This window comes from Belnapia mucosa (genome assembly GCF_016775475.1).
GTDB lineage: Bacteria > Pseudomonadota > Alphaproteobacteria > Acetobacterales > Acetobacteraceae > Belnapia > Belnapia mucosa.
On record NZ_JAEUXJ010000003.1, the window covers coordinates 515197 to 540884 of the forward strand.

17 protein-coding genes and 2 pseudogenes are annotated in these 25688 nt (G+C 70.2%); 15 read left to right on the plus strand and 4 right to left on the minus strand.

Going from position 1 to position 25688, the window contains the following annotated elements:
* Positions 1-60 precede the first annotated feature (60 nt).
* Positions 61-1470, minus strand: coding sequence for an MmgE/PrpD family protein (locus tag JMJ55_RS10635; protein WP_202825505.1), 1410 nt, complete (start codon positions 1468-1470; stop codon positions 61-63).
* Between the two features lie 65 nt (positions 1471-1535).
* Positions 1536-2510 carry a Bug family tripartite tricarboxylate transporter substrate binding protein gene (locus JMJ55_RS10640; protein ID WP_202825506.1) on the minus strand — a complete coding sequence of 325 codons (975 nt, stop codon included), beginning with the start codon at positions 2508-2510 and terminating at the stop codon, positions 1536-1538.
* Between the two features lie 445 nt (positions 2511-2955).
* Here JMJ55_RS10640 and JMJ55_RS10645 point away from each other — a divergent pair.
* Together JMJ55_RS10645 and JMJ55_RS10650 are read left to right on the plus strand one after the other, a co-directional pair.
* Positions 2956-3719, plus strand: a pseudogene (locus JMJ55_RS10645) (transposase).
* Positions 3720-3972: 253 nt separating this feature from the next.
* Positions 3973-6228: a fused MFS/spermidine synthase gene (locus JMJ55_RS10650; RefSeq protein ID WP_202825507.1), complete on the plus strand. Its 2256-nt coding sequence runs from the start codon at positions 3973-3975 to the stop codon at positions 6226-6228.
* 718 nt (positions 6229-6946) lie between these two features.
* Here JMJ55_RS10650 and JMJ55_RS10655 read toward each other — a convergent pair.
* On the minus strand, positions 6947-8494 hold the full coding sequence (locus tag JMJ55_RS10655) for a flavin-containing monooxygenase (RefSeq protein WP_202825508.1): 1548 nt from the start codon (positions 8492-8494) through the stop codon (positions 6947-6949).
* 131 nt (positions 8495-8625) lie between these two features.
* Here JMJ55_RS10655 and JMJ55_RS10660 point away from each other — a divergent pair, with 131 nt between their 5' ends.
* Positions 8626-9117, plus strand: a complete 492-nt coding sequence (locus tag JMJ55_RS10660; protein ID WP_202825509.1) for a hypothetical protein — start codon at positions 8626-8628, stop codon at positions 9115-9117.
* A complete protein-coding gene (locus tag JMJ55_RS10665; RefSeq protein ID WP_202825510.1) occupies positions 9114-10454 on the plus strand; it encodes a GAF domain-containing protein in 1341 nt (446 codons plus the stop codon). Before JMJ55_RS10660 ends, JMJ55_RS10665 begins: the two co-directional genes overlap by 4 nt.
* A 197-nt stretch (positions 10455-10651) precedes the next feature.
* Here the strand turns inward: JMJ55_RS10665 and leuC are convergent, their stop codons facing one another.
* Entirely contained in the window at positions 10652-12127 is a 1476-nt protein-coding gene (gene leuC, locus JMJ55_RS10670; protein ID WP_202825511.1) for a 3-isopropylmalate dehydratase large subunit, read from the minus strand.
* Positions 12128-12508: 381 nt separating this feature from the next.
* On the opposite strand from leuC, the pseudogene JMJ55_RS30950 reads away from it, so the two are divergent.
* The 11 genes and pseudogenes from JMJ55_RS30950 to JMJ55_RS10720 all read left to right on the plus strand — a co-directional run.
* Positions 12509-12868: pseudogene (locus JMJ55_RS30950) on the plus strand (NADH-quinone oxidoreductase subunit NuoE family protein); the annotation flags it as partial.
* A gap of 30 nt (positions 12869-12898) precedes the next feature.
* Entirely contained in the window at positions 12899-14062 is a 1164-nt protein-coding gene (locus JMJ55_RS10675; RefSeq protein ID WP_236033626.1) for a complex I 51 kDa subunit family protein, read from the plus strand.
* Positions 14059-16797, plus strand: a complete 2739-nt coding sequence (gene fdhF, locus JMJ55_RS10680; protein ID WP_202825567.1) for a formate dehydrogenase subunit alpha — start codon at positions 14059-14061, stop codon at positions 16795-16797. The genes JMJ55_RS10675 and fdhF overlap by 4 nt, the downstream gene beginning before the upstream one ends.
* A 125-nt stretch (positions 16798-16922) precedes the next feature.
* The gene (locus tag JMJ55_RS32345) at positions 16923-17210 is read left to right on the plus strand and encodes a transposase (protein WP_456237073.1); all 288 of its coding nucleotides are present in this window, start codon (positions 16923-16925) and stop codon (positions 17208-17210) included.
* A 503-nt stretch (positions 17211-17713) separates the two neighbouring features.
* Complete coding sequence (locus JMJ55_RS10690; RefSeq protein ID WP_268885279.1) at positions 17714-19033, plus strand: MFS transporter; 1320 nt, start codon at positions 17714-17716, stop codon at positions 19031-19033.
* A gap of 155 nt (positions 19034-19188) precedes the next feature.
* Positions 19189-20328 (plus strand): inositol-3-phosphate synthase, encoded by a 1140-nt coding sequence (locus JMJ55_RS10695; RefSeq protein ID WP_202825514.1) that lies wholly within the window; start codon positions 19189-19191, stop codon positions 20326-20328.
* Positions 20325-21236: a hypothetical protein gene (locus tag JMJ55_RS10700; RefSeq protein WP_202825515.1), complete on the plus strand. Its 912-nt coding sequence runs from the start codon at positions 20325-20327 to the stop codon at positions 21234-21236. Before JMJ55_RS10695 ends, JMJ55_RS10700 begins: the two co-directional genes overlap by 4 nt.
* Positions 21233-22339 (plus strand): class I SAM-dependent methyltransferase, encoded by a 1107-nt coding sequence (locus tag JMJ55_RS10705; RefSeq protein WP_202825516.1) that lies wholly within the window; start codon positions 21233-21235, stop codon positions 22337-22339. Before JMJ55_RS10700 ends, JMJ55_RS10705 begins: the two co-directional genes overlap by 4 nt.
* Positions 22340-22341: 2 nt before the next feature.
* On the plus strand, positions 22342-23376 hold the full coding sequence (locus JMJ55_RS10710; protein WP_236033631.1) for a Gfo/Idh/MocA family protein: 1035 nt from the start codon (positions 22342-22344) through the stop codon (positions 23374-23376).
* On the plus strand, positions 23367-24212 hold the full coding sequence (locus tag JMJ55_RS10715) for an MBL fold metallo-hydrolase (RefSeq protein ID WP_202825518.1): 846 nt from the start codon (positions 23367-23369) through the stop codon (positions 24210-24212). The genes JMJ55_RS10710 and JMJ55_RS10715 overlap by 10 nt, the downstream gene beginning before the upstream one ends.
* Positions 24209-25687: a YcaO-like family protein gene (locus JMJ55_RS10720; RefSeq protein ID WP_202825519.1), complete on the plus strand. Its 1479-nt coding sequence runs from the start codon at positions 24209-24211 to the stop codon at positions 25685-25687. Before JMJ55_RS10715 ends, JMJ55_RS10720 begins: the two co-directional genes overlap by 4 nt.
* Position 25688: the final 1 nt, after the last annotated feature.

A 25688-nucleotide genomic window follows, 5' to 3' on the forward strand; every position in this document is an offset into this window, starting at 1 on the left:
GGCGTGACGAACAGGGCGTCGCACGCCAGGGTCGACTTCCAGGCGGAGCCCCCGCGCCGGTCAGCGCGGGTCGGGCTCCCCCATGGACGGGAGGGCCAGCCTGCGCGTCAGCACGCCGACGTCTCCTACCGTGCCGAAGGAGCGGAGACAGGCGAGGCTCGCCTCGACAGCGTCGGAAGCCAGGCCGGAACGTGGCACGAGGCGCCGGTACTTCGCCTCGACGTCCGCCCATTCGAGGCCGCCGGCACTCGACCCGCGCGGCGCCCTGCAGGTGCTGCTGACCTCGCGCCCGTCCTTCAGGACGAGCGTCACCGTCCCACCATGTCGGTGCGGAAAGCGGTCAGGCAGCGGTGGAGGGTTCGGGTCGAGCACCACACGGTCGAGCAAGCCCCGGATCACCGGGTCGGCCATCTTGGCCGGCTCGATGTGCTCCCATCGAAATCCGCGGTCGGCCACCGCGGCGGCGGTGAAGTAGACGAAGCTGTGGGCTGCGCTGACGAGGTCCGTCGGACGGGTCGGCCCATGCCAGTCGGCAAGCTGCGCCGCGGTCAGGACGATACGCTCGACCTCATCGGGGCGGACATCCCCGGCAATGGCCGCCTCGGACGCCGCCTCGGCGATGGCGTGGAACGGGTGCGCCCCGGGCATCAGCTTGATCGCCATGTCCGTCACGATATCCCAGGACGCGCCAAGGTCCCGGGTGATCGCCTCGACCGCCTCGCCGTTCATTGCCGAAAGAAAGCCCCGGGGCGCCTCAAGCACGGACGGCTCCGCGCGGAAGCCCCGCGCCGCCGCCCGCGCCGCATCCAGCCCGAGCATGGCCGCGAGGCCCGCATGCCACTCACGCGCCCAGCTCGTATCGGCCGAGATCGCCATGCCACCGATCGACGTCGCGGCGAGCGCGATCGCGTGCGTCATGCGCTCCTCGTCAAGTCCGAACAAGGTGCCGGCCGCCACTGCCCCGCCGAACACTGTCGAGACCGAGCCGTGAAAGCCGCGGCGCATGCGGCCTGGCGTGAGCGCCTCGTCGATCCGGCCGGCAACCTCGTAGCCGAGAACCATGGCCCGCAGCACCTCGGCCCCGCCGAGGCCCAACTCCTCGGCGAGGGCGACTGAGACGGTCGAGACGATGGTGCCGATGTGTGCGATGCTGCGCATGTCGCTGTCGTCGGCGGCGGCGGCATCGCTGCAGACGGCGTTGGTTCGAGCCGCGGCGCGCGCCGGGAGCCGCGCCGGGGTGAACCATACTGCGGCTGCTGGCGCTCCGCCCGCGTCCAGCTCCGTGGCGCGGACGATCGCCGCGGACGGAATCGACACTCCCGCCGCCGTGCTGGCGATCGTGCTGGCAAGGCTCATCTTGGCCCGCTCGAGCGCAAGCGGCGGGATGTCTCCTGGCCGGGTGCCCACGACAAACCCGGCCAGGACCCGGGCGAGGGGCGCTGCACCGGCGCCTGCTGCTTCAGGGGACAAGGGGACACCTCCTTGATCTGGGGCCCCACCGGAGCCCCTTCTGCCGCTGCGCGCCCAAGCGGGGTCTACTCAGGCTTCGCACCGGCTTCACGCAAGATGGCCGGCCACTTCGCCAGGTCATCCTGGATCAGCCGTGAGAACTCCGCCGGTCCACCAAGGGGTACGGATGGGAGGTCGAAGCCCTGCACCGTCAGCTTCTCCCTCAGGGCGGGCCGCGAGAGGATCTGGTCGAGCGCCCCGTGGATGCGCCCGATGATGGCCGGTGGCGTGCCCGCAGGCGCCACGAAGCCGAGCCAGGTCGACACGTCGTAATCCGGCAGCCCTGCCTCCTCAAGCGTGGGCAGGTCAGGCAGCGAGGCGGAGCGGCGCGCGGTCGTGACGGCGAGCGGGCGGAGGTCCCCCGCCGCGATAAGGCCCTTCGCGGCAGGGATGTTGAAGAAGCCTGTGTCGACGTTCCCCGAGATGATCGCCGTCATCGCGGCGGGCGCGCCCGTGTAGGGGACATGCGTAAGCTCCGTGCCGGTCGCGCGGGCAAACATGGCGCCTGCGACGTGCATGCTCGTACCAACTCCGCTCGAGGAATAGGTGACTGTGCCCGGTGGCTTCGCCCGGATTGCATCGACTACCTCACGGACCGAGCGGTAGGGGCTGTGGCGCGCCACCACCATGACGTTCGACATGGCCGCCACCACCGCAATCGGCGCGAAGTCGCGGATCGGGTCGTAACCGGTGTCCCGGTAAAGGGCCATGTTGATCACCATGTTGCCCTGGCTGACCTGGCCGATCGTGTAGCCGTCAGGCGCGGAGCGTGCGATGGCCGTGGTGCCGATGTTGCCGCCGGCACCGACCCGGTTCATGACCACGGCAGGCTGTCCGACCACGCCAGAGAGCTGCTGCGCGAGCTCGCGCATGAGGGAGTCGGCCGCGCTGCCGGCCGCGAGCGGGGCGATGATCGTGATCGGCCGGGACGGGTAGCTCTCGGTTTGCCCACGTGCCCCGGACGCCCTTGCAAGGAGGGCCGGCGCGGCAATCGCCGCCACGATAGACCTCCGCCTGATGCATCCGACAACGTCAGGCAAACTTCCGCCCGCATGACAGGCTGACATGGGCGATCACTCCCTCTCCCGAGATTCCCCAGTTGTCCAGGGATTTCGCCGGCTCAGAACGGATGATAGCCACCACCCGCGCTTCACGGCAACGAGGCTGCCGACCCGAGCGCTGGTAGGACAGCACGGCGCGGTTTCCATTCCAAACCCGTCATTCGGACGCGCCCCTCCTACTAAACTCCAGGCAGGTCGGCTGCGACGCTGGTCCTTAGATGTTTGATCCCAGGGTTGATAGTGCAGCCTTTCCCTTGACATGGAGGAAGGTCGCGTCCCGGGTGATGGTGTAGCAGCTGACCGCTGGATCTGAGGCGGTCACCGCGGTGATTAGGTCCACGGCATTTCGACGAGGTCGGTGGACAACCTGGTGCGGGCCATGGGTATGGAGGGGATCAGTAAGAGCGGGGTCAGCCGGCTCTGTGCCGAGATCGATGAAGGGGTTCGCGACTTCCTCGCGCGGCCCATCGAGGGCGACTGGCCCAAGCTCTGGCTGGATGTGACCCAGGTGAAGGTGCGCGAGGGTGGACGGATCGTCTCCTCCGCATCCTTGCCCGCCGGGGGCTGCGTGGAATCAAGCTCGTCATTTCCGATGCCCATGAAGGATTTGAAGCGGCCGTGACGAAGGTGCTTCGGGCCAGGCGGCAAAGGTGTCGCGTGCATTTCGCCCGCAACGCCCTCGTGCATACAGGCAAAGCGCAGCGCCGTATTGTTTGAACGTGGATCGGGCCGGCCTAGGCGGAGGTCGATGCGGACGGCGCGAAGCGGCAGTGGAGGACGGTGGCCGACCAGCGCCGCCCGAAGGTACCGATGCTCGCAGCCTTGATGGACAGCGCCGAAGAAGACGTCCTCGCCTACATGGCCTTCCCCGCCGCATACTGGGCCAAGGTGCACAGCACCAACCCAATCGACCGGCTCAACGGTGAGATCAAGCGCCGCACCGACCTGATGGGCATATTCCCGAACGAGGCGGCCGCCGTTCGATTGATCGGGACCATCCTACTTGAGCAGTCCGACGAATGGGCCACCCAGCGCTCCCGTTCCATGACACCCGCGACCGTCGCCGCGGTCAGCGATCCTGGCCGAGTGAGGCTCCGCGCCGTGCCCGCCAGACACGACCTCGCCTCCGTCCTGATTGCAATTTCGTGAGGCCGACATCAGGCATTAGGGTTCGCATCAATGCCAGCATACGCCTAGATATGTGAGTAGCGTTGTTCGTTCCTGGAAGTAGAGTTCGGAAAAGGATACTCACCAATGCGCTGATTGGGCGGAGATGCCTGCGGGGCTTTTCCTTCCTGCAGCGCTGCTAGCGCGAACCTTACCGTGTGGCGAAGGCGTCCTCCATCGCTCGGTGCCGGTCGTCTCGCGGTGACCTAGCGTCCCCATACAGGAGTAGCCCGCAATGCAGCGATTGATGCTGGCGTTCTTCTGCTCGGGCTTCGGCGCCCTGCTCTGCCAGATCGTCTGGCAGCGCATGCTCGGCATCTTCGCCGGTTCGGACACCGTCAGCGCCGCCTTGGTCGTGGGCGCCTTCCTCGCCGGCCTGGGCCTCGGCTCGATCATCGGCGCCAAACTCGCAGACCGCCTAACCCCGGTCCAAGCGCTTCTGGGCTTTGCGCTATGCGAGGTCGGCGTCGCGATTTCGGCCCTGATTTCCAAACCATTTCTCTATGACTGGTTGGCCCTCGGCTTGGTCGGACAGGTGGACAGTCCGATAGCGATCTTCGCACTCTGCTTCGTCGGACTAGTGATCCCGACCACCCTCATGGGTGCCTCCTTGCCGCTGCTTTGCCGTTCCGTCGCCACGACGCTGGATACGGTGGCGGAGCGGATCGGCAGGCTCTACGGGCTCAACACCCTGGGCGCCGGCCTGGGTGCTCTGCTCGGCGGCTGGCTCGTCGTGGGCAATCTTGGCTTCGTCGGCACGCTCTGGCTGGCGGCGGCGTTCGACCTGCTGGCGGCCAGCTTGGCGCTCACTTTGCTACCGCAGTTGCGGGCGACGCCGGCCCAGGTGCTGCACCGGAGCCCGGCAGTTCCCGCGCCTTTCGGCAGCTTGTCGCTCTGGTGTCTGCTGGTCTTCCTGTCGGGTTATGTGATCGTCGCGCTCGAGATCCTTTGGGTAAGGCTGCTCGGCCAAGTCGGGCAGTATCACGCCTACCTGTTCTCCACCGTGCTTGGCGTCTTCCTGCTGGCTGATGGCGCTGGCATGACCTTGGCCGCGCGCATGGTCCGACGGATGGCGGATCCCCGCCCGGCATTTTTCATCACCCAAGGCGCTGGCTTTGTGCTGGCAACGCTGTTGATTGGCGCGCTCTGGCTGGCAGTGCCGAACCCGCCGCTCTCCTGGTTCGTCCCGGTCGATTATGGGCGCTTCGGTCTGTTTGCCATGAGCCTCACCACCATCCTCGTGGTGCTGGTGGTTGCGCCGCCTGCCTTCCAGATCGGTATGACCTTCCCCTTCGTGCAGCGCGCCGTGCAGCAGGACTTGGCGAGCGTTGGCGCCCGGGTTGGCTGGGTGCAGCTGGCCAACATCGCCGGCAACGCCGCGGGCTCGATCGGCACCGGCCTTATCACGCTGCACTATCTCGGCAGCATGGGCACACTGAAGTTGCTGGCCGGGCTCTCCTGCCTGTTACTGCTCGGCTGGCTGTGGCACGCTGGCCGTGGGCGGCGGCTGGAGGCCGGCCTTGCCCTTGCCTGCGCCGTCGCACTCATCGCGTTACCCGGTAACGGTGCTTTCTGGAGCCGTATGCACGGTCAGGCACCCAACAGCTTTGCTGCCTGGTCAGAGGACCGCTCCGGCGTTGCCTTCTACCGCGAGACGCCGCAACGCCAGGACTTCGCGCCAGACCGCTTCTTCATCATGGGATATAGCCAGGGCCGTGTGCCGTTCCTGCCGATCCATATGCTGCTTGGCGCCATTGGTCCGCTGGTGCATCCGGCGCCAGAGCGAGTTCTCGCCATCGGTGTCGGCAGCGGCGGCACGCCCTGGGGCGCCATGGTCTCGCCGGCGACGAGGGAGATCCGCGCCATCGAGCTGATCAAACCGGTACTGGACACACTGCAGGAGATTGCCGTGGCGCGACCGGAGAGCGCGCTCGCCGCACTGCTGGCTGACCCACGCCTGCGGTTGGAACATGCCGATGGCCGTCTGGCTCTGGCTCGGGGGCAGGAGCTTTACGATGTCATCGAAGCGGATGCGATACTACCCCAGACCTCCCATAGCGGTCTGCTCTATAGCGTCGAATTCCTAAAGGCTGTGAAGGCGCGGCTTGCTCCCGGCGGCATCTATGTTCAATACGCAGCCTCGGCACGGGTCGTAGAAACCTTCGCGGCGGTATTCCCCCACGCCGTGCTGCTTCAGCCTTTTCCGGTGCTGATTGGCTCGCAGGATCCGATCTCTTTTGACCATAAGGCGCTGCTGGCGAAGCTGAACGACCCGGCGGTGGTGGCACATATGCGGCGCGGGAACCCAGCGACGGAGAACCTAGCCAAATCCGTCAGCGACCCGGCCTATATCTGGCGGCCGGAGACGCTGCGTGACCCAGCTTCGTTGACTGATATGTTTCCACGCGACGAGTTCTTCGTGAACAACCAGGTCAGCGAGAGCTGGTATCCGCGCAACCTTGGCCAGGCCCAATCCCAAGCTTCGCGCTAGGTCATTGGCAACTGTCTCGGCGCAGAGCGCCCAACGATCCCACCCGACGCGAAGCTGAGCGAGCATCTGCAAGCCCGCTTCAGAGTTGCGCCGGAATGGCCGCAGGCGATCCGAACCCGCTTGTGGTGCGCTGTCCTACCAGCGCTGCGGTGGCGGCTGATGCCCCGGCGGGCGGTCCGGGTACCAGCGGCGGAACTCACCGGGTGGCGGCATATGACCCTGGGGGATCGGCGGGGACACCCATCCCCGGCCATCCCGCCGGGCCTCGCGGTCCCGGTGGTCGCCGCCGCGTCGGTCCTCCCACCGCTCGCTGCGATGGCTACCCCGCCGGTCATCCCACCTCTCGCTGCGATATTCGCTGGAGCGGCCGCCACGACCGTTCCCGCTCTCGTCTTTCCAGGGGTCCGCCCCAGCAATCCCTGGTGCGGCAAGGGCCATGCCGAGGCAGGCGGTAAGCAGCTGTAAGCGGGACACGGCGCAACTCCTCATCCTTGCATCTCGTGGGAAAACGCTGGGACTAAGGAGAAGTCGTGCCCACCCTGGGGCAGGACCGTGGCGACGCTGGCCATCGGCGACCATTGCTCCAAAACCCGCTCCTGCCGATCCCGGCAGTTCCTAATCGATGCTAAAGCAGGCTCTTGATGCCCGCTTCAGGATGGCGACCGAAGGTCCGAGATGGGTGGACAGCGGACCAAGGCCCGCCGTCCGCAAGGCCGATTCACGCCGCATTCGCACACAAATCGGCTCTGACGGCCTCCCACCGCGCCGCCTCCTCATCAGTCATGGAGGGCGAGGCGAGGCAGCCGAAGGCGGCGGCGTCCGTCATGGTCCTCGCCGCGGCGTCGGCGCGCCGGTCCGGCCCTACCAGCCGGAAGGAGGCGGGCGAGAGCGGGCCAAAGAGCAGCGCGCGGCACAGCTCCGGCCAGCGGTCCGGGTCCGGCTCCACGCCCGCGTTCCGCGCGAAGAGTAGCGCCATGGCGTGCATCGGCACCGCCTGCGGGCTGCCCCGCCGCGCGCGGCAGGCGGCGAGACCGGCCTGCATGGCCGCGGCGCTCGGCTGTAGCACCACCCCTGACCAGGCGTAGGCCAGCCAGCGCGCCTGCAATTCCAGCACGGGGAAGAGCGGCCCCACCTGGTCGAAGAGGCCGAGGAAGGCGAGGCCATCGAGCTCCGGGTGGAAGGTGTGGTCGTGCAGGCCGATGTGCCGATCGTCCAATTCGAGCGCCTGCGCAATCTCCGGCGCCAGGAAGGGCAGCGAGAGGCGGTAGCCGGTGCCGAGAATGAGGCCATCCGCCGCCTCCGCGCTGCCATCGGCGAAGCGCACCTCCCGCCCCGCGACGCCCGCGATCCAGGGACGGACGCGGATGCGCCCCTCGGCGACGAGGCCGAGATAGTGCTGCGACTGCGTCAGGCCCGCGGCGAAGATATCCGCATCCGGCGCCGGCGCACCGACCTGCTCCGGACTGCCGGCGCTCGACACCACCAGATTCCGCAGGCCCTGCGCTACCGCGGCGGGCGGCATGACGGTCCCGGCCAGCGCGGCGAAGCGGGTGAAGGCGACGTGGTCGGTCGGCACCCCGGCGGTCAGCTTCTGCAGCACGTAGCGCTGGCGGCGCAGCGTGACGGTCACGCGCCGTGCCCCGGCGAGCGCCAGCTCCGAGGCGATCTCGAGCGCGCTGATCGAGCAGCCGGCAACGACGACCGAGCGGTCACGGTAGCCAGCCGGGCCGGCATAGCCGAAGCTGTGCAGCACGCCGGCCTCGCCGGCGAAGCTGCCGAGCCCGGCGATATCCGGCAACTGGGGCGCGTTGTAGCGGCCCGTTGCGACGACGACGCGCGCGAAGACCTCGACACGTTCCTGCCCGCCGCCCCGCGACCGCAGGAGCCAGCCCTGGCCCCCCGGTGCGCGCGAGAGATGCTCGACGCGGGTCCCGAACCGGATGCGCGGCAGCAGCCCGGCCTGGGCGGCGTAGCGGTGCAGGTAGCCCAGCACCTCCTCCTGTGCCGGGAAGACGGGCGTGCCCGGCGCATGGTCGAGGTCGGCAAAGGCCGTCAGGATCCGGCTCGTATTCGTGCGCATGCCTGGCCAGACGCCGCTCATCGGCGAGGTCGCGTTCCACTGGCCGCCGAGGCCGTCGGCGGCCTCGAACAGAAGGGGCTCGAAGCCCTGGCGCGCTAGCCAGGCGCCAGCGGCAAGGCCCGCGGGGCCGGCGCCGATGACCGCGACCTCGCGCGGCGACATGACGACGGGATCTCGGTTGCTCATCCTCGGCCCTCCTCCAACCTTGGTGTCGGGCCGGATCCCTAGCCCCTCCCGCCGCGCGGCCGCTTCCTAAGTCTTCCCTAAGAGCGCCCCGCGCTTCCTAAGACTTTCCTATCCGGTTAGCCTGCTCGGCCATGCGACCCGTCCAAGGCAGTCTGATCAGCGCAGAGCTGGCCGCCTTCCTCGAATCCCCGGTCATGATCATCCTCGGCACCGGTTCGGCGGGTGTGCCGGAGATCGGGCGCGGCCTCGGCGCCTCCGTCGAGGGAGGCGGCGATGCCCTGTATGTCATGGTCTCCGCCTGGCAATGGCCGGAGACGGTGGCGAATGCGCGCGCGAACGGGCGGATTGCCGCCACCTTCGCCCGGCCCGCCGATTACGTGACCTACCAGGTTAAGGGGCGCGTGGACCTCATCGCGCCGCCGACACCGGCGCTCCATGCCTGCGCGATGCACTACGCCGCGCGGATCGCGGAGGCGCTGGCGGAACTCGGCCTGTCGCCGGAGCATACGGCACCATGGCGGTCCGACCGCGACCTGGCTGCGCTCCGCATCCGGCCAGCGCAGGTCTTCGTGCAGACGCCAGGCTCCCGGGCCGGCCGCCTGCTCGCGGAGCGCCGCGGGTGACGCTCCCTCTTGCCACGCTCGACGGCTGTTTCGAGGGCGTGGTGCCCTCCATTGTCTGCACCCTTGCCGCGGACGGCACGCCGAACGTCTCCTACCTCTCCCACGTCGCGCGGCTAGGCGAGGCGCAGGTGGCGCTGTCGAACCAGTTTTTTTCGAAGACCGCGGCGAACCTGCGCTCGATCCCCCGCGCCGCGCTGCTGGTGGTGGACCCGACGGACAGCGCCCAGTACCGGCTCGATATCCTCTACCGCGGCAGCCGCGAAGACGGCCCGGCATTCGCGCGCATGGCCGCGGACCTGCGCGCGACGAGCGCGCAGCTCGGCGTAACCGACGTCATGCGGCTGCGCGCCGTGGACATCTTCGACGTGCTGGCCGTGCGGCAGGTGCGCGGCGGCCGGGTCGCCACGGCGCCGGAGCGTCCCGCCGGGCAGGGCCTGGTGCGCGCGCTGGCCGTCACCGAGGCGCTGACGCGCGCGACGGAGCTGGCGGGCGTCGTTGATGCCGTGCTGGACGCGCTGGCAGCGGCCTTCGGGCATGAGGCGACGCTCGTGCTGCTGCACGACCCCGGGCGAGGCTGCCTCGTCGCACTCGGCAGCCGCGGCTACGGGGCGAGCGGGATCGGTGCCGAGGTGCCGCTCGGCGAGGGGCTGGCCGGCCTCGCCGCCCAGGACCGCCGCCTTTTGCGCGTGGGCGATGCAAGCCGGCTGCGCCGCTACGGCGCCGCCATCGAGGCCAGTGCCGAGCTTGAGGCGCGCACGCGCTCCGTCGCCCTGCCGCGCCTGCCGGAGGCGATGAGCCAAGTCGCCGTGCCGATGGAGGTGCAGGGCCGGTTGCTGGGCGTGCTCTTCCTCGAAAGCACCCGACGGATGGCCTTCGGCGCCGAGGACGGGCTCGCACTCTCCCTCGTGGCGCGGCAGCTCGGCACGGCCATCGCGCTGGCCGAGGCCGAATCCGGGGAGGCAGCGGCCGCCGGCCCGCAGGGTTCGACGCCCCCGGTCACGGACCGCCCTGTTCAGGTGACGCACCACGCGCAGGACGACAGCGTGTTCATCGAGCACGAGTACCTGGTGAAGGGCGTCGCCGGCCGGCTGCTGATATGGATGCTTCACGCCTATCAGGCGGGCGGCCGGGTGGACTTCACGAACCGCGAGATCCGCGCCGAAGGCGCGCTGCGCCTGCCGGAGCTGAAGGACAATCTGGAGACACGGCTGCTCCTGCTGCAGCGCCGGCTGGAGGAGAAGCGGGCACCCGTCCGCCTCCTGCGCCCGGCGCGCGGCCGCATCCGCCTGGAGGTGCAAGGGCGCCTAGTCGTCACGTCCCACCGCAGGGGGACCTGACGAGGGCGGCCGACCGGCACTGGAGCCAATCTGGGGTCGCATGCCGGCGGCCAACTCGGGCGGTTCTGTCGATGAGGTCGCGGTGTGGAGCGGAGCAGGGCATCCTTCTTGAGCTGCTTTCTAGTACCAAATCCGCGCCAGCGGACACCTGGCGACGCGTCGCGCTCGGCAATTCCCGACCCAGCTTCGCCGCCACGCTAGGGTGAAGCCCCCTGACCTTGCTCCCAGCGGCCCATGGGCGGGTCTGCAGCGCATGGCAGCCTGGCCAGATCTCGCACGTCGACGAAACGGCCCGCGATGGCGGCCGCGGCGACCGTGGCCGGCGAAGCCAGATGCGTCCGCGCACCTGGACCCTGGCGTCCCTCGAAATTGCGGTTGGACGTGCTGGCGCAGCGCTGCCCAGGTGCAACTCGGTCCTCATTCATCCCGATGCACATGGAGCAGCCCGGCTCGTGCCACTCGAATCCCGCCTCCAGCAGCACACGGTCGAGGCCCTCCTCCTCCGCCTGCCGCTTCACCAGGCCGGACCCGGGCACCACCAGCGCCCGCACGCCTCGCGCCACGCGCCGCCCGCGCGCCACCGCCGCGGCTTCGCGCAGGTCCTCGATGCGACCGTTCGCGCAGGATCCGATGAACACCACGTCCACCGCCAACTCCGTCATCCGCTGCCCCGGCAGGAGTCCCATGTAATCCAGCATCCGGCGGTGCCGTGCCTGCCCTACTGCGTCGAGAGCCTTGCCCGGGTCTGGCACGGTGCCGGTCACCGGCACTGCGGTGTCCGGCGTGGTGCCCCAGGTCACCAGCGGGGCAAGCCCGGTGACGTCCAGCGCGACGACCCGGTCGAAGGCGGCGCCGGGATCGGACCGCAATTCGCGCCAAGCGGCGACGGCGTGGTCGAATGCCGCGCCCGTGGGCGCCCGCTCGCGGCCCCGGAGATAACTGAAGGTCACGTCGTCGGGCGCGATCAACGCGGTGCGGGCCCCAGCCTCGATGGCGAGGCTGCACAGGGTCATCCGGCCGGCCATGCCAAGGGCACGCACGGCGTCGCCGCGGAACTCCACCGCGTGCCCGGCGGCCCCAGCAGGGCCGAGTGCAGCGACCACCGAGAGCGCGAGGTCCTTGGCCGAGGTTCCGGGTGGCAGCGCGCCGGAGATTTCCACGGCCATCGCCTTCGGCTTCGGCAGCAGCAGGGTTTGCGTGGCCAGCACCTGCTCGACCTCGCTCGCACCGACGCCGAAGGCCAGCGCGCCGAGCGCACCATGGGTGGATGCGTGAGAGTCACCGCTTGCGATCGTCAGGCCAGGCAGCGATAGCCCCAGTTCGGGTCCCACGACATGAACAATCCCCTGCCGAGGGTCGCCGAGCGGGATGTGGGGCACGCCGGCGGCTTGGGCATCGGCGGCCAAGGTCTCGACCAGCCGCCGAGCGGCCGCGTCCCCGATGTCGCTGCCGCGGTCCGTGGTGGGGACGGCGTGGTCGGGGATGGCAATCGCAGCCGCCGGCCGGCGCACGGTGCGACCGGTGGCGCGCAGGGCGGCGAAGGCCTGCGGGCTGTGCAGGTCGTCGAGCAGGTGCAGATCGACATAGAGGAGGTCGCTGCCGAGCAGCCGCGCCACGACGTGTGCGTCCCAGATGCGGTCGAGCAGCGTGCGCGGCGTCGCCCCTGTCGTCATGGCCACCCTCTCGGAACCCCGAACAGCAGCACCGTTCCCAGGACCACCCAGTAGCACGCAAGCGAAAATGATGGCCTGCGCGACCTCCGCGCACGGTCGGCGGGCATCAGGTCGAGGTTGCGGTCGCCAATTGGGAGCGTAGGGTATCCGCGGTCGGCCCAGGCCGGGTGACTTTGGATTGCCTCCAGCGGGAGGCGACCGATACCCTGAGAGGCGCCGGGAGGAAGCGAAGGCGTGACACCAAGGTCAAGGTCCATGACGGACGGGCCCACCAGCAGCAATGCCATGGCACCCAGGCGCGGACCGCGTGGCCGCCAACCGAGCGAGACCGACCGCGCCGCCGTCGCCGCAGCGGCCGTGGGCCTTGCACCGGTCCCTGAAATGCTCATCGAACACCTTCATGCGCTACAGGACCGGCATGGCGGATTGCGCGCGGGGCATCTTGTGGCCTTGGCCGAGGCTCTGCGCCTGGCACCTGTCGAAGTCTTCGAGGTGGCTAGCTTCTACCATCATTTCGAGATCCTGGAGGACACGGCGCCAGTTCCTGCGCCGTTGACGGTCCGGGTCTGCAACAGCTTGCCTTGCCAACTCGCCGGGGGTGGCGCCCTGCTCGATGCGCTCAGTGCCGCGCCGCCGGCCGGGACCCGGGTGGTGGCCGCGCCGTGCATGGGTGCTTGCCACCATGCGCCAGCCTGCGCTCTGGGCCATGAACTCCTGGAATCCGCAACGCCAGCGGCGGTTGCCGCTGCCGTACAGGGCGGCCCGCCGGCCTTGCCGTCGCCCCCTGGTCTCGACGCCTATCTGGCCCGTGGCGGCTATGCGGCGCTGCGCGCCATCCGGCAGGTCGGCGAAGACGGGCGGGACGCGATGCTTGCGACGCTGGAGGCGGCCTCGCTGCGTGGCCTGGGCGGCGCCGGCTTCCCGACCTCGCGCAAGTGGCGGCTGGTGCTCTCGCAGCCCGGGCCGCGCCATATGGTGGTCAATGCCGATGAGGGCGAGCCAGGCACCTTCAAGGACCGGTACTGCCTGGAGACCGAGCCGCACCGCGTGCTGGAGGGCATGCTGATCGCCGCCCATGCCATCGGCGCCGAGGCCTGCTGGATCTATCTGCGCGACGAGTATCCGCATCTCCGCCGCGCGCTGGAGCGTGAGATCGCAGCCCTCGGCGCGGCCGGGATCCCGTGGCTGCCCATTCATCTTCGCCGTGGCGCGGGCGCCTATATCTGCGGCGAGGAGACGGCCCTGCTCGAAAGCCTGGAAGGGCGCCGCGGCTATCCGCGGCACAAGCCGCCCTTCCCTGGCGAGCACGGCCTCTTCGGCCGGCCGACCCTGATCCACAATGTCGAGACGCTGTGGTTCCTGCCGGAGGTCCTGGGCGAGCCGAACGGCGCGGCCCGATTTGCCGAGCGCGGGCGGCGTGGGCGGCAGGGCCTGCGCTTCTTCAGCGTCTCGGGCCGGGTGCGGAACCCAGGCGAGAAGCTGGCGCCGGCCGGTGTCACCGTGCAGGAACTCATCGAGGAGTTTTCCGGGGGAATGGCGGAAGGGCACCGCTTCGCGGCCTATCTGCCGGGCGGCGCCTCGGGCGGCATCCTGCCGGCCTCGATGGCGGATCTGCCGCTCGATTTCGGCACGCTCGACACGGTGGGCTGCTTCGTCGGCTCCGGTGCCGTCGTCATCCTTTCGGACCAGGACGATCTGGCGGAGGCGGCGCGGAACCTGGTGCGCTTCTTCCGCGACGAAAGCTGCGGCCAATGCACGCCCTGCCGCGTGGGCACGGCGAAAGCCGATGCGCTGCTACGTGCGCCGCGATGGGACCGCGCCCTGCTCGAGGAATTGGCGGCGGCGATGGCGGATGGCTCGATCTGCGGCCTCGGCCAGGCGGCGATGAACCCCGTGCGCAGCCTGCTGCGCCACATGCCGGAGGCGGTGCCGTGATCCGCTTTACTCTGGACGGCCGTGCGGTCGAGGCTGCGTCCGGCGAGACGATCTGGACGGTGGCGCAGCGCGAAGGGGTGGAGATCCCGCATCTCTGCCACCTGCCGCGGCCGGGCTACCGCCCGGACGGCAATTGCCGCGCCTGCCTGGTCGAGGTCGAGGGCGAGCGGGTGCTTGCCGCCTCCTGCATCCGCACACCGCGCGAGGGCATGGTGGTGCGGAGCGCGAGCGAGCGTGCCGCCCAGGCCCGGCGCATGGTCTTCGAGCTCCTGCTGGCTGACCAGCCGGGACAGGAGGCGCGCGACGCGACCGGTGGCTTCGCCCGCTGGGCGGGGAAGCTTGGTGTCGCCCAGTCCCGCTTCGCGCCCGAGGAAGCACGTCCGGCGCCGGATTTCTCCCACCCGGCCATGGCGGTACAGCTCGACGCCTGCATCCAATGCGGCCTGTGCGAACGGGCCTGCCGCGAGGTGCAGCACAACGATGTCATCGGCCTGGCGGAGCGCGGCATGGCGGTGACCGTCAGCTTCGATCTGCTGGACCCCATGGGCGCCTCGACCTGCGTTGCCTGCGGCGAATGCGTGCAAGCCTGCCCGACCGGCGCCTTGCTGCCGAAATCGGTGCTGGATGGGAACGGCCGCCGCGCCGCGCCACCAGAGCGCGAGGTGGCCAGCATCTGCCCCTATTGCGGCGTCGGCTGCCAGGTCGGCTTCCGGGTGCGCGAGAATCGTATCGAGGAGGTGGTCGGCCGCGACGGCCCCTCCAATCAGGGGCGGCTCTGCGTCAAGGGGCGCTTCGGCTTCGGCTACCTGACCCATCCCGACCGGCTGACGAGGCCGCTGATCCGCATCGAGGGCGCGGCCAAGGACCCGGCCGATTGCCTGAACCCCCATGCCGCGCGCGGCAAATTCCGCGAGGCGAGTTGGGAGGAAGCGCTGGACCACGCCGCTGCCGGCCTCGCCCGCATCCGCGATGCGGGGGGATCGGACGCGCTGGCCGGCTTCGGCTCGGCCAAGGGCTCCAATGAGGAAGCCTATCTGTTCCAGAAGCTGGTGCGCACCGGCTTCGGCACCAACAATGTCGACCACTGCACCAGGCTTTGCCATGCGGCAAGCGTGGCGGCGCTGCTGGAGGGGATCGGCTCGGGCGCCGTCACGGCCCCCTTCACCGCCGCCCGCGATGCCGAGGTGATCATCGTCATCGGCGCCCGGCCAACCGAGAACCACCCGGTCGCGGCCACCTATCTGAAGGATGCTGCGGCCCGGGGCGCAACGCTGATCACCATGGACCCACGTGGCAGCGCGCTGGATCGGCATGCCGCCGAGGTGGTCCGCTTCGCCGCGGGACGCGACGTCGCCGTGCTGAACGCCATGCTCCACACGGTGATCGCGGAGGAGCTGTACGACCGCCAGTATGTCGCCGCCCATACCGAGGATTTCGCGACCATCCGCGACCATGTCGCGGCCTATACGCCCGAAGCGATGGCCCCGATCGCCGGCGTCTCCGCCGGGCAGCTCCGGCGCGTCGCCCACCTCTATGCGCGCGCAAGATCGGCCATGATCCTCTGGGGCATGGGCATCTCGCAATCCACCCATGGTACGGACAATACCCGCTGCCTGATCGCGCTGGCGCTGCTCTGCGGCCAGGTCGGGCGGCCCGGGACGGGGCTGCACCCGCTGCGCGGGCAGAACAACGTGCAGGGGGCCTCGGATGCCGGGCTGATCCCGATGATGTTCCCGGATTACCGCCGGACCGGGGACGACACGGCGCGAGCCCATCTGGAGCGGCTCTGGAATGCGCGGCTCGATCCGCGGCCGGGCCTGACGGTGGTGGAGATCATGCATGCCGCCGAGCGAGGCGACATCTGCGGCATGTATGTCATGGGCGAGAACCCGGCCATGTCGGACCCCGATGTCAATCATGCCCGCGCCGCGCTGGCGCGGCTCGGGCATCTGGTCGTGCAGGACCTGTTCCTGACCGAGACCGCGGCGCTCGCCGATGTGGTGCTGCCGGCCTCCGCCTGGCCGGAGAAGGACGGCAGCGTGACCAATACCAACCGCCAGGTCCAACTAGGGCGAGCCGCCGTGCCGCCGCCCGAGGGCGTGCGGCAGGACCTCGCCATCATCGTGGAACTCGCCCGGCGTCTCGGCCTCCCCTGGTCCTACACGCACCCGCGCGACGTCTTTCCGGAGATGGCGGAGGCCACGCCCTCCCTCGCCAACATCACCTGGGAGCGTCTGGAGCGGGAGGGCAGCATCACCTATCCCTGTGCCGGACCCGACCAGCCTGGGCGGGAGATCGTCTTCGGCGACCGCTTCCCGACCGCCTCGGGCCGCGCCCGCTTCGTCCCCGCCGGCCTCGCCGACCCGGCGGAGATGCCGGACGCGCAGTATCCGTTCGTGCTCACCACGGGCCGGCAGCTGGAGCATTGGCATACCGGCACCATGACGCGCCGCGCCGGTCCGCTGGACTCGCTGGAGCCCGGACCGACTGCCGCTCTCGCGCCGGCCGAGCTGGCGCGGCTCGGCCTCTCGCCCGGAGACCGCGTGCGCCTTGCCACACGCCGCGGTGCCATCGAACTCGCGGCACGGTCCGACCCGACCCTGCCGGATGGGCTGGTTTTCGTTCCTTTCGCCTTCCGCGAAGCGGCAGCAAACCTGCTGACAAACCCGCAGCTCGACCCCTGGGGAAAGATCCCGGAGTTCAAATTCTGTGCGGTGCGCGTGGAACGGGTCTGAACGCGTCAGAGCCGGTGCCCTCGAGCTGATCGAACCAGGCTTAACCGAGGCAGCTTGACCTGAACCCCTTAGCAGGCTGCCGAAACTCCCTCTCGCAACCGACTGCGGATCGTGATTCGCTTGCCCTGGGCGAGGGGCAAGGTCGGGATGCATGGCAAGGAGGAAGCGCCAAAGGCGATCAACCGGGCCAGTGTCAGCGGACCACCCGGGGTGGGCAGCCGCGCTACTCTGCCTTGGCGATCACCACGGCATTCACCCTGCGGGCAGTGTTTCGCCTGGCGCTGCGCCAAACGGAGGGCCTCATCGCCTCCATCATCGGCTTGCTTGGGGCTGGACCTGGCCGTGCCCGACCACAGTACGATGAGCCGCCGAGCAGAGACATTGGAGGTGCCACGCCCATGCCGTGGGCGTGAGTCCGTGCACCTGCTGGTGGAGGAGCACGGTACGAGGACGCGGTGCGGCTGGGCCCGAAGCGGTCCTGCGTTGCGCCGGCAGGTCGACCCTGGCGTCAGCCTCTCCCCTTGAGCCTGCGCATTTCCTAGCCATTTCGGCTCAATACTGTGGGGACCGGCGACTGTGACATCGATGTGGTCTGAGGATGAGATCAGGGTCTTGCGCTTGGCACTCCGCAGGCAGCCCGATCTCGATCTGTCCGACATGCTCTTCTGGAGCAAGGCGGACTGGCCCAAGGCTACGGTAACGCTACGGAAGGCTTATGACCGCGAGATGCGGCGGGCCTGCCGGCTCGCGCTAGCCCATCCTGGCTGGCGCCGCTGGATCGAAGGGCGAATCAATTCCGATCCTGATTGCAAGGCCCAGGCGGAACGCGAATTGCGGCGCCATGGCGCAGGCGCCCTGATCTATCGGGACAGTGGCAGGCTTCGGGTCTGGCGCCGCGCATGACGCTCCGGGTCGGATGAGCAGAGCGTTGCCTCAGCCCGACTCCGACCAGAGGTCCCGTCCTGGTCGACCCCTGTTCACCGATCCTGCCTGGCGCCGGCTGACCATCCTTGTCCTATACGGATATCAGGGGCTGGTCGCAGGCTTCGCGGTCATGGCGCTGCCCAACCATTTGGCGGAACTCGGTGCGGCGCCGAACGCCATCGGGGCGATGCTGGCGCTGATCGGCCTGCCCTGGGTCCTGCAGCCCTTCTGGGGCCCGCTGGTCGATCGCTTCGGCGATTTCCGGACGGGCCGCCGCCGGACCTGGATCATGCTCGGCCTGGCGGGCGCCCTGGCCTGCCTGGCCGGGCTGCCGCTCGCCGGCGACGGCGCGGCCGCACTCGGCGGGCTTGGCGTGGTGTTGCTTCTGCACAATGCTTGCGCGGCGCTGCTCGACACCTCGGTCGATGCGATGATCATCGATCGCGTTCCCCCCGACCGTCTGGGCGAGACAACCGCCCTGACGCGGGCCGGCTTTGTCGGCGGCTCGGCCCTGGGCGCGGCGCTGTTCTCGGCGCTGATGGCGGCCCATGGCCTGGTCCTGGCGGAGCGGCTACTCCTCCTGCTCGGCCTGCTGGCGGCCGCCATCCCCATCCTGGTCCGCGAGGATGCGGGCGACGCGCTGCTGTCGCTACGGCGGCGCGGGCATATGGGGCACGGTCTGCCGGGCACGCCTTCCTACCTCGCCTTTCTCGGAAGCCTGCTGGCCTTCGGCCGAAGGCGGGAGATCCTTGCGCTTCTAGCGGTCTGCGTGGTCGAGGAATTCGCGACCACCGCTTTCGGCGTGCATTTCGGCCTCGATCTCGTGGCGACCGGCCGATGGGACGCGACCTCGCTCTCGCAGCTCCAGGGTGGGCTGACCCTGGCCAGCGGCACGGTCGGCGCGCTGTCCATCGGCCTGTGGCTCGACCGGGTGGGGCCGCAGCATGCCCTGCGCCTGCTCCTCGGGACCTGCGTCGCGGCCTATACCATTACGGCGCTGCTGCTGCTCGGGCCACGAAGCACCCTGCTTGAAGCCTGTGCGATGGCCCTGTCCAGCGTCGTGCCGGCCCTGGTATTCGTCTCGCTCGCGCCTGCCGTCATGCAGATCATCCGCGGAACCGGCGCCGCCACCCAATTCGCCCTGGTCATGGCCGCCTTGAATGGCGGCGGCATCCTGGGATCGGCGGCGTCCGGTTCCATCGGCGCATTGCTCCCGTCCTGGCTGATCGCGCTGGGAGGCGCCATCCTCTTCGCCCTCTGCACCCTGGTGGCCTCGAAGCCGGAGCGGCTGTTCGGCAGCCCGGAGCGATGACCGCTTCTCGGCTCCGGTATACGTGATCGCATCATCGCCTAGCGCATTTCCGATACGGCCCGATGTCCGTCGGCAAGAGGCAAGGGCGGAGCGGAATGGTGAATGCGTCAAGGCGCCGTCGCGTCGGTGTGGCGGTCGTGGGTCTGGGTGGCGCCGTGGCGACCACCGCCGTGGCCGGGGTCGAGCTGATGCGCCGCGGCGCGAACAGCATGAGCGGACTTCCACTCGCTGATGTCTCGGTGCCCGGCCTCGCCGGCTACGAGGACCTTGTCTTTGGCGGCTGGGATGTGAACGGGCAGAGCCTTGCCGCCGCTGCGGCCGAGCATCATGTCCTGAACGACAACCAACTTTCCGACACTGAGGATGCGCTGTCCCGCGTCACGCCATGGAAGGCGGTGGCGAGCAGCGCCTTCTGCCGCCGGATCGGCGGTGGCAACATGCGCGAGATGCGCGGCCACCGCGCGGCGATCGACGCCATCATCAGCGACATCCAGCAGTTCAAGGCGGCGAACGACCTCGACGATGTCGTCATGATCAACCTCGCCTCGACCGAGCGCACGCCGGCCGAAGGCGAGGCGCTGCGCACCGCGGACGGCTTCCAGCGTGCCCTCGACCAGGACGACCCGGATATCGGCCCGGCCATGCTCTACGCCGCCGCGGCGATCGAGGCGGGCGTCGCCTATGGCAACTTCACCCCCTCCGTCGCGGCCGACATCCCCGGCCTCACCGAGCTTGCCGAGCGGCGTGGCGTGCCCGTCGCCGGCAAGGACGGCAAGACCGGGCAGACCCTGCTGAAGACCGTGCTGGCACCGGCATTCCGCGCCCGCGCGTTGCATGTCGATGGCTGGTTCTCCACCAACATCCTCGGCAACAGGGACGGCCAGGCGCTCGAGGACCCGGACAGCCTGAAGTCGAAGCTCGGCACCAAGGGTAACGTGCTCGACAGCATCCTCGGCTACAAGGTCGAGGACCACCTCGTCGACATCCGCTACTACCGCCCGCGCGGCGACGACAAGGAAGCCTGGGACAATATCGACGTCAGCGGCTTCCTCGGCCACAAGATGCAGATCAAGGTCAACTTTCTCTGCAAGGACAGCGTCCTCGCCGCGCCGCTGGTGCTGGAGATCGCCCGCGTGCTCGACCTCGCGCGCCAGCGTGGCGAACGCGGCCCGCAGGAGCAGCTCTCGCTCTTCTTCAAGGCGCCAATGACGGCCGGGCGCCGCGCGCCGGAGCACGCCTTCCACCGGCAGGAACGCATGCTCGCCGACTGGCTCGGGGACAAAGCCGACCGATGAGGTCGGAGCAGGAGGGCGGGCTGGCCCCGCCCGCCCTGATGCCCCTGCTGCGCGGCCTCGAAGATCTGAAGCGCATCCGCTCGGCGCATCTCGCCGGTTCCATCGCGGAACGACTCTTTGCCAATGCATGGTCTGCGCTGGTGGCCGGGGCGTATCCGGCCGAGGTCGCCCGCCACACGATCCGCCAGGCGCTGGCGGCGACGGTGCTCGGCGATCTCGATGCCGATGTGCTGCGCACAGCCGGCGTGCCGGATGAGCCGGCGCGCGCCATCGTGCAGTCCACCGTCGAGGCGGCCTCGGCACCGCTCGCGCCCGACCTGCGCGCTTGGCTGCTCGACACGGCCACCCCGCTGCCGGCCGCCGATCCGCCGCGCTTCGTCGCCCGCCTGGCCGCCCAGCCCCGCGCCGGCGCCACGGCTCCGGGCCGCGGCCGGCTGATCCTCGACCCGCCGGAAAGCCATGCCGAGCATTGCGCCCTGGTCGCCACCTTCGGCGTCCTTCTCGCCCCAAGCTGGGGCGCGCAACCGGAAACCGTCTTTCTCGCCGCCCTCGCCCATCACTTCCACAACGCGCTGCTGCCCGATTCCGGCTTCGCAGGCGAAATGGCGCTCGGGGACTGGCTGGCGCCGGCCATGGCGCGTGCGACCGCGCTCGCGCTCGACGAACTGCCCCCCGGCCTCCGCGCCGCGACCGAGTCCGCCTGCCGCATCCTGCCCGATGCCACGACGCCCGAGGGCCGCGCCTTCCACGCCGCCGACACGCTCGACCGTGTCCTACAGGTGGAATCTCAGCTCCGCGCCGCCGGCACCAGCATGGGCTTCGTGCTGCGCGAGATGGAGCTGGTGCATGCCGGCCCGGTGAAGCCCTTCCAGGATGCGGTGCTCGCCCGGATGGGCCTCGCCGCATGATCGCCGACACCGCCCATTCGGTGCGGGATGCGGCGGGGCTGCGCTGGCCTGCGCCGGATGGCATCCCCTTCCTCCGCGCCGGGCGTCGCCCGCTGGCAGAGGCCGCGCTTTCCCACTGCGACGCCGGCGACATCAAAGCCGCGCTTGTCCTGCTCCTCGCTGATCAGGACGACTGGTGGCGCGGCCCCACGGCCGACCCGGCCGCGCTGCGCCGGTTGATCCGCGAGCGCGCGACGCTCACCCTGCGCGAGGCGATGCGCCTGCTCGCCTGGGGCCCCGTCGCCGACTACTTCGCGCATCGCTGGTCGGACCCGACCTTCCTCGCCGGGCTGGCCCTGACCGAAGCGCATTGGAACGCCCCCCGCAGCGCCTTCGAACTGGCCTGCGGCATCGGCCACCACCTGCGCGAGCTGGCGCGGCGCGGCGTCGCGGTGACCGGGGCCGATGTGGTCTTCGCCAAGCTCTGGGTAGCACGGCACTGGGTGGTGCCGGAGGCGCGGCTGCTCTGCCTCGATGCCGCGCAATCCTGGCCGCTGGAGGGGCCCTTCGACCTCGTCGCCTGCCACGACGCCTTCTACTTCCTCGAGCCGAAGCGGCCGATCCTCGATGCGCTGCGCGGGTTGCTCGACCCGGCACGGGGCATGCTGCTCATCGGCCATGTGCATAACCGCGACTGGCCCAACCTCTCGGCCGGCGCCGCCCTCTCCGCCACGGAGATGGCCGACCTGCTTCCGGATGCCCGGCTTTACGAGGATGCCGAGCTGACCCGTGCCCTCACCGCCGGCCGCACGCCGCAATCGACCCCTGCCGAGGCCCTGCGCGGCGCCGAGGCCTTCGCCGCCGCCGTGGGGCCCGGCCTGCGGGCGGCGCAGCCGGTGACCGGGCTGGTCGCCCTGCCGCCACCGGGCGCGCTGCTGCGCCGCAACCCGCTCTATGACGAGGCAGGCCGCATCGCCTGGCCTTCCGAGCGCTATGCCCGCGAATACGGTCCGCTCGCCACCTACCCGCCCGAGACCGCCCAACCTCCCGCCGCGCCCCTCTCGCCCGCCACCGCCGAAGCGGCGCGGCGGCGCGAGCTGGTCGACCTGCCGGAGGGCTGGTGACCATGCTCGACGCCGCGCAGCACGCCACGACGGGCGCGTTGGGCTGGGGCGTGATCGGCTTCGGCTGGGTGGCGCGCGACTATGCCGTGCCCGGCCTCCTGGGCGCCGGCGGCCGGCTTGTCGCGGTGGCGGACCCGGATGCCGGCGCGCGACGCCACGCCCGCACCCTCGGCGCCGAGGCCCATGCCGATGCCGATCGCCTGCTGGCCGACCCGGCGGTGCAGGCCGTCTATGTCGCCACGCCCAACCACCTGCACCGCGCCGCCGTCGAGCGCGCCGCGGCCGCCGGCAAGCCGGTGCTCTGCGAGAAGCCGATGGCCGCCAGCCTCGCCGAGGCCGAGGCCATGGCCGCCACCATCCGCGCCACCGGCATCCGCTACGGCACCGCCTTCGATCAGCGCCACCACCCTGCCCATGCCGCCATCCGCGCCGCCATCGCCGCGGGTGCGATCGGCCGGGTCACCGCCATCCGCATTGCCTATGCCTGCTGGGTCGATGCCGGCTGGGCCTCGGACAACTGGCGCGCCGATGCCTCCCGCGCCGGCGGCGGCGCCCTGATCGACCTCGCCCCCCACGGGCTCGACCTGGTGGACTACCTGCTGGGCGAGCCGGTCGAGGAGATCGCGGCGCTGACGCAGCAGCGCGTGCAGCGCTACGCGGTCGATGACGGCGCCATGCTGGTCGGCCGCACCGCCTCCGGCGTGCTGGTGCAGCTCCACGTCGCTTACAACTGCCCCGAAGGACTGCCGCGCCGGCAGCTCGAGGTGCTCGGCACGACCGGGCAGCTCCTTGCCGAGCGCACCATGGGTCAGGCGCCCGGCGGCAAGGTGTGGTGCATCGACGGCCGCCTCGGCCTTCGCACGCCGCTGCCGGTGCCGGAGGCCGAGGCCTCGCCCTTCCTGCGGCAGATGGACGCCTTCGCCCGCTGGCTGCGGGGCGAGGCCCAGCCGGATGCCTTCTCGCTCGCGCGGGACCTCCACACCATGCGCCTCGTCGAGCGCGCCTATGCCGCCGCCGGAGAGCGCCGATGCCGCTGAAGCCCTATGCCTGCGCCAATTGCGGCCACTGGCAGCGCTACTTCGCCCCGCCGCCGGACTGCCCCGTCTGCACCGACACGCGCAACGACCTGCCCGAGGATGGCTGGCGCTTCCTGACGGTGGAGGAGGTGCGGCCGATGCTGCGCGGCCACTGGCGCCGGCTGGAGCGCGACCTGGTCGCCTTCTCCGTCTCGCCGCCGCTCGGCCTGAACGGCACCGGCTGGCTGCTGCTGCACCCGGAAGGCAACATCGCCTTCGAGGCGGCGCCCTTCTACACCAACGACATGCTGGCCGAGATCGAGCGGCTGGGTGGCATCCGCATCCTCGCCGCCTCGCATGTGCATGGCTACGGCGCGCTCTGGCAGCTGCAGGACGTGTTCCGGCCGGAGGTCATGGCGATCCAGAAGGAGGACCTCCGCCTCACCAAGGCCTTCCGCGTCACCTGGCCCTATGACGAGGCGCTGGAGATCGCGCCCGGCCTCGTGCTGCACCATGTCGGCGGCCACTACGAAGGCCAGGCCGTGCTGCACGATGCCGGGCGGCGCATCCTCTTCTGCGGCGACGCCTTCAAGGTCGACCAGGACGCGGCCGGCAACAGCACCGCCGTCTCGACTCACAAGGCCTTCCACAAGTCGATCCCGCTGACGCCGGGCGAGATCCGCCGCTACCGCGAGGTGATCGCGGGCCTCGACTTCGACACGGTCTGCACGCCCTTCGAGCACGCGCCCGGCATCGGCCGCGAGATCGCCCTTGCCGTGCTGGACGACCAGCTCCGCGGCCCGCCGGGCGTGCGGCACCTGCCCCTGGACGAACTGCGCAGGAGCGCGACCCGATGAGCCAGACCACCGACCTGCACGAGGTCGCCCGCGCCTTCCGCGCCTCCATGCCGGAGGAAGGGCATGTCACCGTCTTCCGCATCGACATGCTGGACCGCATCGGCATCCCCGTGGTGCAGGCCAACCTGATCGTGGCGAAGGAGCCGGCCACCACCGGCTATGGCTACGGCTTCGAGCCGATCGAGGCAGAGGTCGGCGCGCTCGGCGAGCTCTGCGAGGAAGTGCATGTCGGCGCCTGGATGAAGCAGGCCGAGCGATTCGATGGCTCCTACGCGGATATGGTGCGGCAGCGCGGCGCGGCCGGCGTCGCCGACCCGCTGACGCTCTGCCTGCCGGCCGGCAGCCCCTACACGCCGGAGATGCCGCTCTCCTGGGTCGAGGCGCGGCGCTGGTCCAGCGGCGAGCCGGTGCTGGTGCCCCGTGATTGGGTCGCCGCCTATCCCTACCAGCTCGGCGAGCCGTCGCGCCTGATCACGCCGATCACCAACGGCCTCGGCGCCGGCTTCGACCTGCCGCATGCGGTGGCGCACGGGCTGATGGAACTGCTCCAGCGCGACGGCAACGCCGTCACCTACCGCGCGCTCGATCAGGGCGTGGTGGTGGACATCGACACCGAGGAGGAGCCTGAGGTCGCCAGGCTGCTGGAGCATCTCCGCTCGCTCGGCATCGACGTCACCGTCAAGCTCGCCTGCATCGATTTCGGCATCCCCAACCTCTATGTCGTCGGCAACGACCGCGGCGCCCCGACGGTGCCGGTGCAGGTCACCTCCTGCGGCGAGGCCTCGCATCCCGATCGATCGCGCACGCTGCGCAAGGCACTGCTGGAATTCTGCGGCTCCCGCTCGCGCAAGGCGGCGACGCACGGGCCTATCGAGCTCGTCCAGGCCGCGCTGCCGCGCGACTATGTCGACCGCCAGATCGGCGTCGCCATGCTGGAGGAAGAGGAAGGGCGCGCCCTGCACGCCATGGCCGAATGGGTCGGCCAGGAGGCGGGCGAGTTGCGCCGCCGCCTCGCCGGCAGCGTTTTCTCGGATCGCCGCCGCGTGCGGCTGTCCGACCTGCCGACCGTGCCGGCGGCAGCGGTCACGGACCCGGACGCCCGGCTGCGGTTGCTGCTCGAGCGCCTGGCCACCGAGCGGCTGGAGCCACTGGTGATCGACTGCTCGCCCTCCGGCAGCCCGGTGAAGGCGGTGAAGACCATCGTCCCCGGCCTTGAGAGCGAGACGATGAGCTACCACCGCATCGGCTGGCGCGGCGTCCGCCGCCTGCGCGAGCGCGGTGACCCGCTGCTGCTCGACGCACCGCGCGAGGGCGCGGCGCGCATCCTGCTGCGGCCCGAGGACGAGGCGCGCGCCGGCGGCCCGGCTTGGTTCGATGCGCGGCGGGCGGACGAGACGGTCGGCCGGCTCTACCCGCTCTACCGCGAATGCGGCACCTTCTCCGCCCAGCTCTACCGCCAGCGGCAGGCGGCCTGAC